17 protein-coding genes are annotated in these 14,921 nt (G+C 65.8%); 9 read left to right on the forward strand and 8 right to left on the reverse strand.

Features of this window, described 5'->3' with window-relative positions; all coding sequences use genetic code 11:
* Nucleotides 1-10: 10 nt before the first annotated feature.
* The 3 genes from AC1DNE_RS18725 to AC1DNE_RS18735 form a co-directional block, all read right to left on the reverse strand.
* Nucleotides 11-703, reverse strand: a complete 693-nt coding sequence (locus tag AC1DNE_RS18725; RefSeq protein ID WP_441471348.1) for an extensin-like domain-containing protein — start codon at nucleotides 701-703, stop codon at nucleotides 11-13.
* A 125-nt stretch (nucleotides 704-828) separates the two neighbouring features.
* The gene (locus tag AC1DNE_RS18730) at nucleotides 829-993 is read right to left on the reverse strand and encodes a hypothetical protein (protein ID WP_441471351.1); all 165 of its coding nucleotides are present in this window, start codon (nucleotides 991-993) and stop codon (nucleotides 829-831) included.
* 134 nt (nucleotides 994-1,127) lie between these two features.
* Nucleotides 1,128-1,922, reverse strand: coding sequence for a response regulator (locus AC1DNE_RS18735; protein ID WP_441471210.1), 795 nt, complete (start codon nucleotides 1,920-1,922; stop codon nucleotides 1,128-1,130).
* Nucleotides 1,923-2,155: 233 nt separating this feature from the next.
* On the opposite strand from AC1DNE_RS18735, the gene AC1DNE_RS18740 reads away from it, so the two are divergent.
* The 3 genes from AC1DNE_RS18740 to AC1DNE_RS18750 are packed head-to-tail and all read left to right on the forward strand — an operon-like array spanning nucleotide 2,156 to nucleotide 4,588.
* Entirely contained in the window at nucleotides 2,156-2,359 is a 204-nt protein-coding gene (locus AC1DNE_RS18740) for a NepR family anti-sigma factor (protein ID WP_441471211.1), read from the forward strand.
* Nucleotides 2,346-2,936, forward strand: a complete 591-nt coding sequence (locus AC1DNE_RS18745; RefSeq protein WP_441471212.1) for a sigma-70 family RNA polymerase sigma factor — start codon at nucleotides 2,346-2,348, stop codon at nucleotides 2,934-2,936. The genes AC1DNE_RS18740 and AC1DNE_RS18745 overlap by 14 nt, the downstream gene beginning before the upstream one ends.
* Complete coding sequence (locus AC1DNE_RS18750) at nucleotides 2,936-4,588, forward strand: histidine kinase dimerization/phosphoacceptor domain -containing protein (RefSeq protein WP_476841148.1); 1,653 nt, start codon at nucleotides 2,936-2,938, stop codon at nucleotides 4,586-4,588. The genes AC1DNE_RS18745 and AC1DNE_RS18750 overlap by 1 nt, the downstream gene beginning before the upstream one ends.
* A gap of 8 nt (nucleotides 4,589-4,596) precedes the next feature.
* On the opposite strand, the gene AC1DNE_RS18755 is transcribed toward AC1DNE_RS18750, so the two are convergent.
* A complete protein-coding gene (locus tag AC1DNE_RS18755) occupies nucleotides 4,597-5,469 on the reverse strand; it encodes a transglutaminase family protein (RefSeq protein WP_441471214.1) in 873 nt (290 codons plus the stop codon).
* Between the two features lie 114 nt (nucleotides 5,470-5,583).
* Complete coding sequence (locus AC1DNE_RS18760) at nucleotides 5,584-5,865, reverse strand: hypothetical protein (RefSeq protein WP_441471215.1); 282 nt, start codon at nucleotides 5,863-5,865, stop codon at nucleotides 5,584-5,586.
* Between the two features lie 163 nt (nucleotides 5,866-6,028).
* Here AC1DNE_RS18760 and AC1DNE_RS18765 point away from each other — a divergent pair, with 163 nt between their 5' ends.
* From AC1DNE_RS18765 to AC1DNE_RS18780, 4 genes are all read left to right on the forward strand, one after another.
* Nucleotides 6,029-6,784 (forward strand): Crp/Fnr family transcriptional regulator, encoded by a 756-nt coding sequence (locus tag AC1DNE_RS18765; protein ID WP_476766719.1) that lies wholly within the window; start codon nucleotides 6,029-6,031, stop codon nucleotides 6,782-6,784.
* Nucleotides 6,785-6,970: 186 nt separating this feature from the next.
* Nucleotides 6,971-7,696 carry a class I SAM-dependent methyltransferase gene (locus tag AC1DNE_RS18770; protein ID WP_441471217.1) on the forward strand — a complete coding sequence of 242 codons (726 nt, stop codon included), beginning with the start codon at nucleotides 6,971-6,973 and terminating at the stop codon, nucleotides 7,694-7,696.
* A gap of 144 nt (nucleotides 7,697-7,840) precedes the next feature.
* Nucleotides 7,841-9,031, forward strand: a complete 1,191-nt coding sequence (locus tag AC1DNE_RS18775) for a GGDEF domain-containing protein (RefSeq protein WP_441471218.1) — start codon at nucleotides 7,841-7,843, stop codon at nucleotides 9,029-9,031.
* An 81-nt stretch (nucleotides 9,032-9,112) separates the two neighbouring features.
* Nucleotides 9,113-10,042, forward strand: coding sequence for a glutaminase (locus AC1DNE_RS18780; protein ID WP_476766720.1), 930 nt, complete (start codon nucleotides 9,113-9,115; stop codon nucleotides 10,040-10,042).
* A gap of 128 nt (nucleotides 10,043-10,170) precedes the next feature.
* Here AC1DNE_RS18780 and AC1DNE_RS18785 read toward each other — a convergent pair whose 3' ends face one another.
* From AC1DNE_RS18785 to AC1DNE_RS18795, 3 genes are all read right to left on the reverse strand, one after another.
* Entirely contained in the window at nucleotides 10,171-11,793 is a 1,623-nt protein-coding gene (locus AC1DNE_RS18785) for an ABC-F family ATP-binding cassette domain-containing protein (RefSeq protein ID WP_476841149.1), read from the reverse strand.
* Nucleotides 11,794-11,873: 80 nt separating this feature from the next.
* Nucleotides 11,874-12,347, reverse strand: a complete 474-nt coding sequence (ybaK, locus tag AC1DNE_RS18790) for a Cys-tRNA(Pro) deacylase (RefSeq protein ID WP_476766722.1) — start codon at nucleotides 12,345-12,347, stop codon at nucleotides 11,874-11,876.
* 141 nt (nucleotides 12,348-12,488) lie between these two features.
* Nucleotides 12,489-13,511: a SphA family protein gene (locus tag AC1DNE_RS18795; RefSeq protein ID WP_476766723.1), complete on the reverse strand. Its 1,023-nt coding sequence runs from the start codon at nucleotides 13,509-13,511 to the stop codon at nucleotides 12,489-12,491.
* A 110-nt stretch (nucleotides 13,512-13,621) separates the two neighbouring features.
* Here AC1DNE_RS18795 and AC1DNE_RS18800 point away from each other — a divergent pair, with 110 nt between their 5' ends.
* Nucleotides 13,622-13,933, forward strand: coding sequence for a hypothetical protein (locus AC1DNE_RS18800; protein WP_476766724.1), 312 nt, complete (start codon nucleotides 13,622-13,624; stop codon nucleotides 13,931-13,933).
* Between the two features lie 188 nt (nucleotides 13,934-14,121).
* A complete protein-coding gene (locus tag AC1DNE_RS18805) occupies nucleotides 14,122-14,892 on the forward strand; it encodes a hypothetical protein (protein ID WP_476766725.1) in 771 nt (256 codons plus the stop codon).
* Nucleotides 14,893-14,921 lie beyond the last annotated feature (29 nt).

Raw genomic sequence — 14,921 nt, forward strand, 5'->3', positions numbered from 1 at the left:
TCCATTTCCTTCATTGGCAGAAGCGCGATGTGTGCGAGCGCCGCGCCTGGATGTCGACGTGAAGGTGGTTGGCGTGGGCGGCGTCAGAGCCGGGCCCCAGCACCGTCATGAAGGCTCCGCAAGCCGATTGGCGCACCGCATCGAGGAAGCGGTTCTGGACAAGGCCCGAGGGCTTCTCCACCAGGATCATCTCCGACTTGCCGCCTTCCGCGAGTTTGAAGGCGAAGATGTCCAGGGCCTGCCCGGTGGCGTGCTCGCTGATCGGGCCGGCTGAAGCTCGATTGCGCCGCCGGCATTCCTGCCCTCCGCCGACCCGCATCCCGGTCAGACTGCTCGCGAAATACCCCCGCGCCAGAGGCTGAACGCTCGTGTCGAGCCAATCGGCGATGGCCGATGCCATCGCACAGCTGACCAGCGGCGCCGGTTCGAAGCTGACCGTCTGTCCCGATGCGCTGCCGGGGAGTGCGAGGCTGTGGAGCCGAACCGGATCGTCCACGCGGCAGGCAGGGTCGGCCTTGGAAACCTCCGAAACGGCAGGCTCCACCCGATTTCCGGGAATGGAGGCCAATCTGGACAGGCAAGCCTGAGCTTGCCCGCTTGTCGTCGGAGGCAGGGATTGCGAGGGCGAGGGCTGCGGGGAATTGGCTTCTTCCGGAGGAGCTGGCGCGCGCGGAGGAAGCTCCGCGGGCCGGGGTGGCGGCAATCTCTGCGCGGGCAGCGGCTGGGTGCCAGGCGCAGCGGTCTCCGCCCGAACTGACGCGGGGACGAGGCAGACGGCTGCCAGGAAAGCGATTCGTGCGGCGACGGAGCCCAGGTGACGCGCCGTATTCAGCTGTCGAGAGCGGCGGCGCCGGCAACAGCCAGGCTCGTCGATGCGGCCAGTACCAGAGACAGAATCTCTCCGCTCCAGGCTCCCGGAGCCACGGCTCCGGAAAACAGCGCTGCAGCGATCGACGTCGCTGCGATTGCTGCCGACGAGCAGATCACCGCCATCGTCCACGCCCTCCCGCACCGGAAACAAAACCGACATTGGCTTGCGAACGCGCGGCGGCGCCGCCTGTTCCAAGGATCGCAACAAAAAAAGCCCGCGAAACCGCGGGCTTTGGAGCAGCGCAAGAAAGCCGGATTCAGGCAGCCTTGCGACCTGCTCGCCGATCGAAGAACAGCGCCTGGCTGATCGCGGCCTTCACCGCCTCCGGCTGGAACGGCTTGGTGATCAGGAAGGCGGGCTCCGGGCGATCACCGGTGAGCAGCCGTTCTGGGTAGGCCGTGATGAAGATCACGGGCACGTCGATCGACATCAGGATCTCGTTGACGGCATCAAGGCCGGAGCTGCCATCGGCCAGCTGGATATCGGCCAGCACCAGACCCGGGCGCTTCTTGGCGACGAGGGCGATCGCCTCGCGCTGCGTGCGTGCTACGCCGGTGACGCTGTGGCCGAGTTCCTCGACCATCGTCTCGATGTCGAGCGCGATGATCGGCTCGTCCTCGATGATCAGCACGTCGGTCGCGACCTGCTCGGCGATCTCCTGGCCGGCGGTCTGGACCAGCGCGGCCGCCTCGGCCGTGCCGACGCGCATGATCGTCGCGACCTCCTCGATCGAGAAGCCTTCGACGGTTCGCAGCAGGAAGGCTTGCCGCGGCCGTGGCGTCAGCGCTTCGAGATTGCGTTCGGCCGGAGCCCGGGAGAGTTCGACGACGGGCTCGCCGGTATCGACACTGGCCGAGGACCACAGCTTCAGGAAGGATTGATAGAGGCCGACGCGCGGGTCGATCCCCTGGGGAAAGTCGGAAGGATCCGCAACGAGCGCTTCCAGCATCGCCACGACATAGGCGTCGCCGCTGGCCTGGGTGCCGCTGAGAGCGCGCGCGAACCGGCGCAGGTAAGGAAGATGAGGCGCAATTTCTTTTGCGATAGACATGAACGCGTCCCTTTTATCGTGCCGAAATAATGGCTTAGGATCGGCCTCTGACAAGCGATTTATTTTTTGCGGAACGCGGAACATTCTGGAAACGAGCCTGTTATTAGGGCGCATTGGTGTCGCCACCGCCATTGGGCTCTGGTTTCGCCGGCCGAGAAACGAAGTACGGGACTTGCTGGAAAAGCAGGCCCGGTTGTGGCGCGAGGGCCGAAATGAGCAATCTGGATACAGCGATGTCCGAACCCGACGAAGGTGACAATGACGACTTCGAGCTGGTTCTGGATCCCAAGGTGCAGGAATCCATCGGTCGGTCGCTGAAGGCCCACTACGACGACATCGTGAACGCACCTGTCCCGGACAAATTCCTCGTGCTGCTTGCGCAGCTGGAAGCTACCGAACAGCGCGCAGCCGGAGCGTCGTCCGATGAGTGCAAGTGATTCCAATCAGGCTTCCTGCGCCGCGAACGAGTTCAAGGAAGGCCTGATCCGCGAAATCCCGAATTTGCGCGCCTTCGCGGCTTCGTTGTCGGGCTCGATGCAGCTGGCGGACGATCTCGTCCAGGACACGCTTCTCAAGGCGTGGGGCAATTCCGACAAGTTCGAGCCGGGCACGAGCCTCCGCGCCTGGTTGTTCACGATCCTGCGCAACACATACTACTCGCTCTACCGCAAGCGCGGGCGCGAGGTGCAGGACAGCGAAGGCATCTATGCCGAGCGCATGGCCACCTATGGCAATCAGGAGAGCCACCTCGACCTCGCCGATTTCCGCAAGGCGCTGGCCAAGCTTCCGGAGGAGCAGCGCGAAGTCCTGATCATGGTTGGGGCGACAGGTCTGTCCTATGAGGAGGCGGCCGGCATCTGCGGTGTGGCGATCGGCACGATCAAGAGCCGGGTCAACCGCGCGCGGACGAAGCTCGCCGAGCTGCTCTCCATCGGTAGCGTCGACGATCTCGGGCCGGACCGCACCAGCGCGGCCGCGATGCAAAGGGTCGGTTCCGAACCCGTCGGCTCCTGATGCGTTTGGCGCGATTCAGCACGGTTAGAGGGCGTCTCCTGGCCCTGCTGATCGCTATCGCGGTGCCGGTGGGATGCGCCACGGCCTTCGCTGCCTATGCCACTTATCAGGCTGCAACCGCGACGATCGAGGCAGCGCAGGTGCGCGCGGTGGAAGATTTCGCCGTGCGCACCCGCGTTTGGTTCCGCGGGGCGTCGCGCGCGCTGCTCGCCTTCGGAACGGTGGCAAACGATCCGCGGGTCGCTCCCGAGGCTTGCGAAGAGGCGGGTCTGGAGGCGATGCGGCGGGCGAGCGGTTTCCGCGCCTTCTTCCTGCGCAGCGCAAACGGGCGCATCTGCGCGGGATCTCTCGATGCCCATCTTTCGAAGGAGACGCTGGACGATGTCGCCCGGCAGCTCGCGGGGCTTCCTTCCGTGGCGAACTGGAACGGGGCCGATCTCGGGAGGATCCGCTATGACCAGGTCACGCTCGAGGGCCAGCGCTACCTCGCTATCGTGATGGCCGATGCCCAGGCCGCGAACGGGCAGCTGCAGCAGGCCCTCCTTCTGACCACCCCGGAACTGCTCGAAAACGCCTTCGACCTTGGCGATGGCCGCTCGGACATGGATATCGCGCTGATCGGCCGGGGCAGCAGCGTTGTCGCCAGCCGGGGTGACGATCCCGTATTGACGTGGCTGCCGCAGCAGGATCGCGTTCCGGCCGGTCGCGAGCGCTGGACGGCGCCCAGCCGCGGCGGGCAGGATCGTCTCTACGCCGCCCGGATGGTCGCTGAGCCGGACTTCTACGTCATCGCCAGTTTCGACGATGGGCCAGCCCAAGCCGCGCGCATGCAGTTCTTCGTTCTCCTCCTGGCGCCGTTGATCACGCTTGCCCTGCTTTGCATCGTCTACCTGCGTGCGATCGACAAGCATTGCGCCCGCTGGCTGCGCGGCATCGAAGCGGCGGCCCGTGCGCGGGCCTCGTCCGGGCGGACGAGGGCTGCGATTGCGGATGACATGCCGAGCGATATCCGCAGCGTGGCCGAAGCCTTCAATGCCATGGTCGATGAGCAGGAGGTGCGCCAGCGCCGCCTGCAGACCGCGCTGGACGACAACCGCTTCCTCGTGCGTGAGCTGCATCATCGGGTGAAGAACAGCCTGCAGGTCGTCCAGAGTTATATCGGTCTGAGCAAGCGCGATTACCGCAACGAGGCCCGGTTGGCTCTCGCCGACGCCGAATGTCGCGTCCATGTCCTTTCGGCCGCTTATCGCTTCACGCTGGCTGACGGAGAGATGCAGCCGGTCCGCGTCGATCTCTTCCTCGACGACGTCGTCACCATGATCTCGAATCTGATCCGCAGCCGCGACCAATGGGTCGCGAGTCGGATCGATACGGCGGCGACGCTCTCTGTGGATCGCATCATTCCGCTTGGATTTCTGGTCGCGGATGTCGCCTCGCGCGCGCTGCGCGCCACGCCGGGCGTGCGGATCACGGTCAGTGTCGTCGATATCGACGACACCACGATCGAGGTCGGGCTCGACGCGGATCGCGAGATCAGCCACGGCGCGCCGCCCCGCATCTTTGCCGGCCTGCTCGCCCAGATCGAGGCCGTACAAACGGCCGAACCGCAGGGTCGCTCGCTCGGCCGCTGGCGTGTCAGGCACGCATCCTGAACGCGAGATCAGGGCTCGCGGACCGGTTCTATCGATACGCCGACGCTCAGTCCCAGGAAGGAGCCGGCCGGGCCGATGAAGCTGCCGGCGATGGGGGAGGCGTCCTCCGGCACTCGTGCAACCGCGACACGCAGGAGCTGGCGGTCGGCGACGAGATCATTGGTCGGGTCGAACTCGACCCAGCCATCGCCGGGAATGAAGACGTCCGCCCAGGCATGGGTCAATCCGACGGCGGTCAGCAAGGCGTCTTCCGGGCTTCTGTCATGGATGTAGCCTGTGACGAAGCGTGCAGCGAAACCCATGCGCCGCGCGAGCTCAATGAACAGCCAGGCATAGTCGCGGCAGGTGCCGCCGCCGCTCTCCAGCGTGTCGACGGGGTGCTGCGTGCCCTCGTCGAACCGGACGGTGTAGGTCAGCGCGCCATGGAGCGCATGGGCGAGATCGCGCAGGAGGTGGCCGGAACCCTGGCCGATCCGGGCCCTGAAATCCGCGAGCCAGCGATCGAGCTTCTTGTCGGGGTCGGCGCAGGCGAGCGCGAGAAACGGCTGGAGCACCGATCGCTCGTTCTCGCTGTAGACCACGCCCGTCAGCGCGGCGCCGGGCCCCATCTCGGTGCGCGGGACGGCGGGGCCGAAGCGCTGGAGCATCAGGACGCTCACGATATCGAGCGTATCCGCCTCGGCCTCGAAATTCGCGATGGCGACGGGATTGCCGTAGGCGTCATGCATCCAGTTCAGGCTGGCCGCGGGCGAGATCGAGAGAGCGGTGTCGACGACACGCAGGTCGAAGCTGTCGCGTGGCCGGAGCATCAGCCGATGCGGCCCGAAGGCGACGGGCTGGGCGTAGCGATAGGTGGTTGCGTGCCGGATGCGCAGCAGCATGGCTTGTGTCCGCAAGACTGAAAAAAATAAGCCGCCAGAGGCGGCTTTGAAGTGCGACGCGAGGATGCGCCGCGCGTGTAACGCGAGAAATCGCGTCAGGTTCCGTCAGAAGTCCTAGCGCACGACATGCGTGACAGGCCCACCAGCCAGAGCCTGCTGCGAGGGCGAGGCGATCGCACGCTTCGCAGTGCTCTGAGCACGATCCGCACGATCCACGGCCGCAAAGCGCAGATCCGCTGCCGGGTCACGCTCGCCCCTGGCTTGCGCGACGCTCGTCGAGCTCTGGTCGGTCGGGACTTGCAACTGCGCTCCGATGGTCAGGCCCGTGACGGCTGCCCCCATGAAGCCGAAGAAGAACAGGGCGCGAACAGCGGGGGCAAGGCTGGCTTTAAGCATATCCGTCTCCCAACGCTCTCGACCAGAAACGGTCGGTTTCGACAGGAAAACGCAACGGAATGCTTGTTGGTTCCTTTGGTGCCGGCGGGGAACGCGCCAACGCTCTTGCGAGTTGGTCGAATGCCGAGGCCTTTCGCATCGGTTTCGGGGGATCGATCGGCTCATGAACATCATCAGCAAGCAGGTACGATTGGGAACGCCCTGCCTCGCCTGCCCGTTGCGGCTCAAGCCCGCTTTCAAGGACAAGACCGACGACGAGATCCGCTTCATCCAGGCGATGAAGGTCGACCATCGCAGCTTTCCGGCCGGCGCCGACATCATCCACCCCGGCCAGGAGGATGCGGAACTCTACACGCTCTATTCGGGCTGGGCCTTCCGCTACAAGTCCCTGCCGGACGGGCGCCGCCAGATTCTCAATTTCCTGCTGCCCGGTGATCTCGTCGGCCTGCAGGCCTCGCTGCTCAGCGCCGCCGAGCATGGCATCGAGGCGCTCACCGATGTCGAGCTCTGCGTCTTCCCGCGCAAGCGGATCTGGGATCTGTTCGTCAAGATGCCGGCGCTGGCCTATGAACTGGCCTGGCTCGGCTCGCGCGAGGAATCCCTGATCGACGACAATCTGACCTCGGTCGGTCAGCGCAGCGCTGGCGAGCGCATCGCCGCGCTGGTGATCTCGCTCTACCATCGCGCCGACACGCTGGGCCTCGTCAGCAGCGGCAGCTTCGCCTTTCCGCTCACGCAGCAGCAGCTTGCCGACGCGCTGGGCCTGTCGCTGGTCCACACCAGCAAGACCTGGTCGCGTCTGCGCAAGGCCGGGCTATTTTCACTCTCGGGCGGGCGGCTGACGCTGCTCAACCCGCGCCTGACGGCACATATGGCCTCGATCTACGAGCAGGCACCACCGCCGAGACCATTGATCTGACGGCTTTTTGCCAGAGCCGCGGAAAAGAACTTGGCGGGCGGCCGCTCTTGACCCCATATGCCGCGCAGGTAACGTTCAGCTGCGTCAGACGCGTCGTCTTTGCGGCGATCAAGGGGTGCCATGTCTTCGACGATCCGTCATCGTCCGCGCGCAACGTCGCTTGCCGCTCGCCTCGGGCAATCCCGCGTGGCGTCACGGATCGAGGGCGAGGTGCGGGTGACGGCGGCCGACCTTGTCGACAGCGTCGCGGAAGCCAAGCTCAAGGTGGCTGCCGTCCGCTACAAGGTCGAAAGCGAAGTTCGCAACACCGCCGAGAAGTTCAGGAGTCGCGTCAGCGAAGCCAAGGCGAAGCTCGGCGACGAGGCCCGCTTCATCAAGTCCTGGATCGACGACCCGCTGCGCACCGGCTCGGTGACGCCGTCGAGCCCGGCGCTCGCGCGCCGGATGGCCTCCTTTGTCGATCCCGAGCAGCCAGGCCCGGTCATCGAGATCGGCCCCGGAACCGGCCCGGTCACCGAAGCGCTGATCGAGCGTGGCATCGACGAGAGCCGCCTGATCCTCGTCGAATACAGCCCGGAGTTCTGCGAACTCCTGCGCCGGCGCTTTCCGCGCGCGACGGTGGTGCAGGGCGATGCGTATGCGTTGTCCAAGACGCTCGCCGGCCATCTGCACGAGAAGGCGATCGCTCTGGTCTCCAGCCTGCCCCTGTTCAACCGGCCGCCGGCCACCCGCACGGCGTTGGCGCGCGAGGCGTTCCCGCTGTTGGTCGAGGGCGCGCCCTTCATCCAGTTCACCTATTCGGTGATCTCGCCGATCCCGCGGAAAGGTTCCGGCCTCAAGGCCTTCGTTTCTGACTGGGTGCTGCGGAACATCCCGCCGGCGCGGGTCTGGGTCTACCGCCAGATTCGGTGACGATCTGAGCTTTCCGCAGCCCTGCGTTGCATGCACTGCGTGATTCTCGCGGCTTTTCTCACCTAATCGTAACACCTCGCTGCTAGGCAACCTTGGCGACCGGGTGCTCCGCTGGCCTGCTCGCCAGAGGAGCCGGATCAGCCGATGAGTGCCCCAGTCCTCCGTTTCAGCCTGCCGCGCTGGCGCGTGACGCGCTGGCTTGCGGATGCTGGCCCGGATGTCCCCCCCGATATTCGGGTCGCGCTGGTGGCAAGCCTCTTCGGAACGCTGCCGATCTTCGCCGGCGGCGTCATGAATTCGCTGGCGGTGTCCTTCCTGATCGCCTGGCGCATCCCGACCTTGCCCTTCACGCTCTGGTGCGCGTTCGAGATCGTTTGCTGCTTCGTGCGGCTCTGCGTCCTGCTTGCGGCGCGCAAACGCGCGGCGCGCGGCCAATCGACGCCTACCGACATCTATCTCCTGCTCGGCGTTGCCTGGGCGGCCGGTATCGGAGCCGGCACATTTCTGAGCCTGATGAGCGGTGACTGGGTTGCGGCGACGCTCGCCTGCCTCTCGGCCGCTGCGATGGTGGGCGGCATCTGCTTCCGGAATTTCGCCGCACCGCGCATGGCCGGCGTGATGATCGCGCTCACGCTCGGGCCCTGCGTGCTTGCAGCGCCTTTCGCGTCCGAGCCGATGATGCTGATCACCTTCATGCAGATCCCGTTCTATCTCTTCAGCATGACGATGGCCGCGTACAAGCTGAACGGGATGCTGATCTCGACCATGCGGGCGGAACGTGAGAACGCCTTCCATGCGCGACACGACATGCTGACGGGGCTGTCCAACCGGGCCGGGCTGGCGAAGGCCTTTACGGCGAGATTCGACGACGCGACGCCTCCCAAGGGGCTTGCCCTGGTCTATCTCGATCTCGATGGCTTCAAGGCCGTCAATGACAGCTACGGCCATATGGCTGGAGACGCCTTGCTCCAGCTCGTAGCCGAGCGGCTGCGTGGCCTCGTCCGCGCTTCCGACATCGCGGCGCGCATCGGCGGCGACGAATTCGTCGTCCTCTCCGAGCAGACCGAGCAGGTTCAGCTCCAGCGCTTCGGCGAGCGGATTGTGCGCGAGATCTCCGAGCCTTACGAGCTCGACAGCGGGCACAAGCTCCATATCGGTGCTTCGGTGGGCATCGCGCTCGCTCCCGAGCATGGCCGCGACATGAACAGCCTGATGACGGCGGCCGATGCAGCGCTGTACCAGGCGAAATCGCGCGGCAAGTCGCTGTGCATCATCGCCTCCCAGCGCCCGGTGGTCGGCGGCGCCTCGTCCGGCGGTACGCTTCGGCTGCAATAGGCCGGTTGCTGGTCCGGCGGGGCTTGACCCGCCGGCCCGGCTCGGGCTTGCCTGACACGCGCAACAGCCGGGATTGCAGGCGTGACGGATATCGGGCGGCTCGTCCGCGATATTGCCGACGAGATGCGCGACGCCAGCGAGCGCGGCGAGGTCGCGACCTATATCCCGCCGCTCGCCCGCATCGATCCGCGTCAGTTCGGGCTCTGCGTCGTGACCGCGGATGGGCAGACCCACGTCGCCGGCGACAGCGAAGAGCCCTTCTCGATCCAGAGCGTTTCCAAGGTCTTCGCCCTGACCCAGGCGCTCGGCAAGGTCGGCGACACGCTCTGGCGCAGGGTCGGGCGCGAGCCGTCCGGCACGCCCTTCAACTCGATCGTGCAGCTCGAGCGCGAGCAGGGCGTGCCGCGGAACCCCTTCATCAACGCCGGCGCGCTTGTCGTCGCCGACGTCAATCTCGCCGGCCACGAGCCCCGTGTCGCGATCGGCGAATTGTTGCGCTTCGTGCGCTACCTGGCCGATGACGATACCATCGTCATCGACGACGCGGTGGCGCGGGCCGAGCAGGCGACCGGCTTCCGCAACATCGCGCTAGCCAACTACATGAAGGCCTTCGGCAACGTAACCCATGCGCCGGAGCTGACGCTCGGCGTCTATTTCCATCAATGCGCCATTGCCATGAGCTGCCGTCAGCTCGCCATGGCCGGGCGCTTCCTGATGCATGGCGGGCTCTACGAGCCCGGCGGGCCGCGCGTCGTCTCGGCCCAGCGGGCGCGGCGCATCAACGCGCTGATGCTGACCTGCGGCCACTACGATGCTTCGGGTGATTTCGCGTTCCGCGTCGGCCTGCCCGGCAAGTCGGGCGTCGGCGGCGGCATCCTCGCCGTCGCGCCGGGCAAGGCCGCGATCGCGGTCTGGTCGCCCGGTCTCAACGCCAACGGCAACTCGCTGCTCGGCACGCTGGCGCTGGAGCGCCTGGCCGAGGCGACCGGCTGGTCGGTTTTCGCGCGTTGAGGGAAGGCTCGTCATGCTCGGGCTTGACCCGAGCATCTCAGGACGTGGAGGCTCGGGAGCCTCTTCCTGCCAGAGATTCTCGGGTCTGCGCTTCGCTCCGCCCGAGAATGACGGTGTGCTTCCCGCGCCTAGCTCCGCAGCCCCGGCGCTTCCTGCCCGGTGCGGGCGACGTATTCTGTATAGCCGCCGCCATAGGCATGGACGCCCTCGGGCGTCAGCTCCAGCAGGCGGTTGGAGAGCGCGGCGAGGAAATGCCGGTCGTGGCTGACGAAGAGCATCGTGCCCTCATATTGCGAGAGCGCCGTGATCAGCATCTCCTTGGTCGCGATGTCCAAGTGGTTGGTCGGCTCGTCCAGCACCAGGAAATTCGGCGGATCGTAGAGCATCATCGCCATGACCAGCCGCGCCTTCTCGCCGCCCGAGAGCACGCGGCAGCGCTTCTCGACATCGTCGCCCGAAAACCCGAAGCAGCCTGCGAGCGAGCGGAGCGAACCTTGCCCGGCCTGCGGGAAGCGATCCTCCAGCGCCTCGAACACGGTGCGCTCGCCGTCGAGCACCTCCATGGCGTGCTGGGCGAAATAGCCGAGCTTGACGCTGGCGCCGATATTGACCGTGCCTGCATCGGGCTCCGTCGTGCCGGTGACGAGCTTCAGCAGCGTCGACTTGCCGGCGCCGTTGACGCCGAGCACGCACCAGCGCTCCTTGCGCTGGATCTGGAAGTTCAGCCCGTCATAGATGCTGCGGCTGCCATAGGCCTTGTTGACGTTCTTGATGCTGACCACGTCGTCGCCCGAGCGCGGCGCCGGCTGGAACTCGAAGGCGACGCTCTGGCGCCGCCGCGGCGGCTCGACGCGCTCGATCTTGTCCAGCTTCTTGACCCGGCTCTGCACCTGCGCCGCGTGCGAGGCGCGAGCCTTGAAGCGCTCGATGAAGGCGATCTCCTTGGCGAGCATCGCCTGCTGGCGCTCGAACTGCGCCTGCATCTGCTTTTCGGCCAGCGCGCGCTGCTGCTGGTAGAACTCGTAATCGCCGGAATAGCTCGTCAGCGCGCCGCCATCGATCTCGATGATCTTGCCGACGATGCGGTTCATGAACTCGCGGTCATGCGAGGTCATCAGCACGGCGCCGTCATAGTTCTTGAGGAAGGATTCCAGCCAGATCAGGCTTTCGAGATCGAGATGGTTCGAGGGCTCGTCGAGCAGCATCGCGTCGGGGCGCATCAGCAGGATGCGGGCGAGCGCGACGCGCATCTTCCAGCCGCCGGAGAGGCCGCCGACATCGCCCTCCATCATCTCCTCGCTGAAGCCGAGGCCCGCGAGCACCTCGCGCGCCCTGCCGTCCAGCGCATAGCCGTCGAGCTCCTCGAAGCGGCCCTGCACCTCGCCGTAGCGCGCGATGATATCCTCCATCTCGTCGGCGCGTTCGGGATCGACCATGGCGGCTTCGAGTTCGGCGAGCTCGGCCGCGACCGTGCTGACGGGGCCTGCGCCATCCATAACCTCAGCAACGGCGCTGCGCCCGGCCATCTCACCGACATCCTGGCTGAAATAGCCGACGGTGATGCCGCGATCGGTCGAGACCACGCCTTCGTCGGGCGCCTCCTCACCGGTGATCATTCGGAACAGCGTGGTCTTGCCGGCGCCGTTGGGACCGACGAGCCCGACCTTCTCGCCCTTCAAGAGCCCGGCAGACGCCTCGATGAAGACGATCTGCTTTCCGTTTTGCTTGCTGATGTTTTCGAGACGAATCATGCGTTTGGAAACCTTGGGAAGCGGCGCCCCGTGCCACTAAGCCATCGGGAGCCGGCGGGAAAGGCGGCGTGAGGCCGCGATCAGGCTGAGAGCGGGGCGCTGCGGGCGCCGGCGGCGCTGAGCAGATCTGCCGGCGCCAGCGCGATCTGCAGGCCGCGTTGCCCGCCATTGACGTAAACAAGCGCCTCGCCCGACGCCGCTTCGTCGATGATCGTCGGTAGCTTGCGCTTCTGGCCGAAGGGGCTGACACCGCCGACCTTGTAGCCGGTCAGCCGCTCGGCGTCGGGCACCGGCATCATTGCCGCCGACTTGCCGCCGAAGGCCGCCGCGACCTTCTTCATGCTGGCTTCGCGATCGGAGGCGAGCACGATGCAGACGGGTTTGCCGTCGACCTGCGCGATCAGCGTCTTGAGCACGCGGCTTGCCGGTTCGCCCAGCGCCTCGGCCGCCTGCAGTCCGACACGCTCGGCATTCGGATCATAGGTGTAACCGCGCAGTTGGAAGCCGATGCCGAGGCGTTTCAACGCCTGAGTGGCTGGGGTTGTCTGGGCCATGGTCCGGAGAATACTGGGGCTGTCGGCAAGAACGGCGCGGAGCGTGAACCCTCTCGCCGTGAAAGCCCAGTAACTCCTTACCGATCGCCTGAAAAGCGCGGCAGGACGCCGGTCTCCGGCAGATCGACAGGCGGAGACGGGTCAGTACTTCACCACGCGGGCGCCGGGCACGGGCTCCGGAGGTGCTGCCGCCTGCGCGACAGGGCCGAGCGGGAAGGCGACGCTCAGGAGGCCTATCGTCCCCTGCGGCCGGTTCTCGACGTTCACCTCGCGCAGGATCTTGAGGCGGGTCGTGACCGGTGTTCCGGCGACGACGAAGGAATAGCCGATCGTTCCGCCGACAGCGGTGACCCGGCCCTTGTAGGGGCCGAGCACGGCACCCGAGCCGCTGTCCCCGGTGATCTGCTGATAGTGAGCGAACAGCGCTCCGACCGAGATTTCCTTGCTGAGATATTGGCTGACGGCGACGTCGACATGCACGGCATTGCCGCTCGTGTAGTCGGTAGCGTCGTTCTTGCCGTTGATCTCGAAGCCGACCGCACCGGAGATGTCGAGGCCGATCTTCGGATCGAGCCAGGTCGCGGCGGCGTAGAGATCGCCGATCCAGCGGTTGAACGACAGGTTGGACAGCGAGTCGGCGCGATAGGTGCCCGATGGAATGTTGACCGCGCCGCCGACCTGCCAATGGAAGTTGCCGGCGTGCCAGCCGACGAAGCTGGTGACGACGGGGTCGCCGAACAGGAAGGCCGAATCCCGCAGTTTTGCACCAAAGGCGCGGCCGGAGCGGGGCGCGGCGATCAGCGCGCCCGCACTGACGCGCGGCTGGCCGAAAGGCAGCGTCAGGGCGAAGCCCAGATTGCCGCCGAGAATTTCGAGCGGCGTCACCCAGGTCGGCGTGGCGAAGTCGACCCGCGCCTCAACCTTCACATTGGCGAGGACGGCGCCGCCGATCTGCGTCTGCCGGCCCGCCGAGAGGCGCCCCGAATACGAATAGACATCGTTCTCGAAGTAGAATCCGGGCGGCGGCACGATGCCGGCGCCCGGGCCACGAAGACCGGGGACGTAAAGGCTTGTGCCGCCTTCGGTGGCAAACGCCGTATCGGGAATTGCACTGGCGACGACGCAGGCCGTTGCTGCGAAGACGGCCGTCCCAATGCGCCGCATGATCGATTTCCCTGCCCTTTGACGTCGACGCTGGACCGATTTGCTTGTGTCGTCAAGGAGCGCGGCTTTCCGTTGCTGGCTGCAAAGGCCGGCATTGTTACGGTTACACGATGTCAGAAAGCGATGAACGGAGCCACAATGGCCGGGTGCCCTTTCGACTGATGAAAGCGCGGCCGATGGAAAAGGCGCAAAGACGCGGTTTGGCTCGCCTGATGCTCCGGTGGCCACAGAACCGCACGGCGCTGAAGACACGGTTCGACAGCGATGCGCGGTTCGCAGAACTATGCGAGGCGTATGAGGTTGCCTGCGACGCTGCTTCCTATTGGGACAAGTCCTCATCGCCCGCCGCCTTGGAACGAGCCCAGGAATATCGTTCTTTGATGATCGCGACAGAGCAAGATATCTTGAACCGGATTTCTTAAGGTCTCGAATAATCGCTGGCGCGCCATGCGGATTCAGGCTTGCTGACGGGATTGACTGCGCGCCATACTGCACGCGGCAAATATCGGCGTGGTTTCAGTCCAGTGGCGGGGACGAAGCGATGGGCGAAAGCTTGAAAGATGGGCGGGATCCGCCGGGTTCCGATCAGGTTATCGGAGCTCTCGAACGATTGCTGACCTCCGACGAGCTGCGTCTCTCCGAACGCAACCGACGTTTCCTGTCATTCGTCGTGACACAGGCCGTCAAAGGCTCGGCGGATCGCATCAAGGCCTATACGATCGGCGTCGATGTTTTCGGCCGCGACGAAGCCTTTGATCCGACGACGGATCCGATCGTCAGGATCGAGGCGACCCGCTTGAGAGCGGCCCTGGCATCCTACTATGAGCAGGCGGGGTCTGATGCGACGGTCAGGATTTCGCTTCCCAAGGGCAGCTATGTCCCGGCTTTCGCCTGGGTTTCCCACGCCTGTGGCGCGGAAGCGGCTGATGGCCTCGGCGAGAGCATGGCCGACCCCTCTTCATTCGCGGCGCAGGTGATCCTGCAAGATCATACCGGGCGTGGGAACGAAGACATGGCGGCGCGCGCCGAGCTCTTCGTCGATGGGCTCGCCGTGATGCTGCAGAGGGCGTCTTTCATCATCCGGATCGTGCCGCCATATGAGCGCCGGGCGGCGGCCGATGCGATCAAGGCCATCTACTGCAAGCCGCACGAGGCGTTCTCGCTCGATATCGCCGTCCGTCCCGTCGATGCCGCGATGCGCTACGCGTGGCGCCTGGGTGATCTCAGCACGGGCGAAATCCTGGCCACCAGCTTCCGGGACTACATGGTCGCGAACACGGGCGGCTATGAGCGCATCGACGATCTGGCCGCCGATGCGACGAGCGCGATCTCTGCCGCCATCGGCCTGCGTCGGCGCGCTCGCGCCGGCGCGAGGCCGTAACCGTTACAAGCTTAAGCGCGAAATTGCCT

This window comes from Allobosea sp. 05L423, from assembly GCF_056397745.1.

What these genes read in the sequence shown, in the direction of transcription:
- AC1DNE_RS18755 (WP_441471214.1), bottom strand. Translation starts at nt 5,469, where the DNA reads ATGCTGCTGCGCATCCGGCACGCAACCACCTATCGCTACGCCCAGCCC.
- AC1DNE_RS18735 (WP_441471210.1), bottom strand. Translation starts at nt 1,922, where the DNA reads ATGTCTATCGCAAAAGAAATTGCGCCTCATCTTCCTTACCTGCGCCGG.
- AC1DNE_RS18795 (WP_476766723.1), bottom strand. Translation starts at nt 13,511, where the DNA reads ATGCGGCGCATTGGGACGGCCGTCTTCGCAGCAACGGCCTGCGTCGTC.
- AC1DNE_RS18800 (WP_476766724.1), top strand. Translation starts at nt 13,622, where the DNA reads ATGTCAGAAAGCGATGAACGGAGCCACAATGGCCGGGTGCCCTTTCGA.
- AC1DNE_RS18765 (WP_476766719.1), top strand. Translation starts at nt 6,029, where the DNA reads ATGAACATCATCAGCAAGCAGGTACGATTGGGAACGCCCTGCCTCGCC.
- ybaK (WP_476766722.1), bottom strand. Translation starts at nt 12,347, where the DNA reads ATGGCCCAGACAACCCCAGCCACTCAGGCGTTGAAACGCCTCGGCATC.
- AC1DNE_RS18750 (WP_476841148.1), top strand. Translation starts at nt 2,936, where the DNA reads ATGCGTTTGGCGCGATTCAGCACGGTTAGAGGGCGTCTCCTGGCCCTG.
- AC1DNE_RS18730 (WP_441471351.1), bottom strand. Translation starts at nt 993, where the DNA reads ATGGCGGTGATCTGCTCGTCGGCAGCAATCGCAGCGACGTCGATCGCT.
- AC1DNE_RS18745 (WP_441471212.1), top strand. Translation starts at nt 2,346, where the DNA reads ATGAGTGCAAGTGATTCCAATCAGGCTTCCTGCGCCGCGAACGAGTTC.
- AC1DNE_RS18775 (WP_441471218.1), top strand. Translation starts at nt 7,841, where the DNA reads ATGAGTGCCCCAGTCCTCCGTTTCAGCCTGCCGCGCTGGCGCGTGACG.
- AC1DNE_RS18740 (WP_441471211.1), top strand. Translation starts at nt 2,156, where the DNA reads ATGTCCGAACCCGACGAAGGTGACAATGACGACTTCGAGCTGGTTCTG.
- AC1DNE_RS18785 (WP_476841149.1), bottom strand. Translation starts at nt 11,793, where the DNA reads ATGATTCGTCTCGAAAACATCAGCAAGCAAAACGGAAAGCAGATCGTC.
- AC1DNE_RS18760 (WP_441471215.1), bottom strand. Translation starts at nt 5,865, where the DNA reads ATGCTTAAAGCCAGCCTTGCCCCCGCTGTTCGCGCCCTGTTCTTCTTC.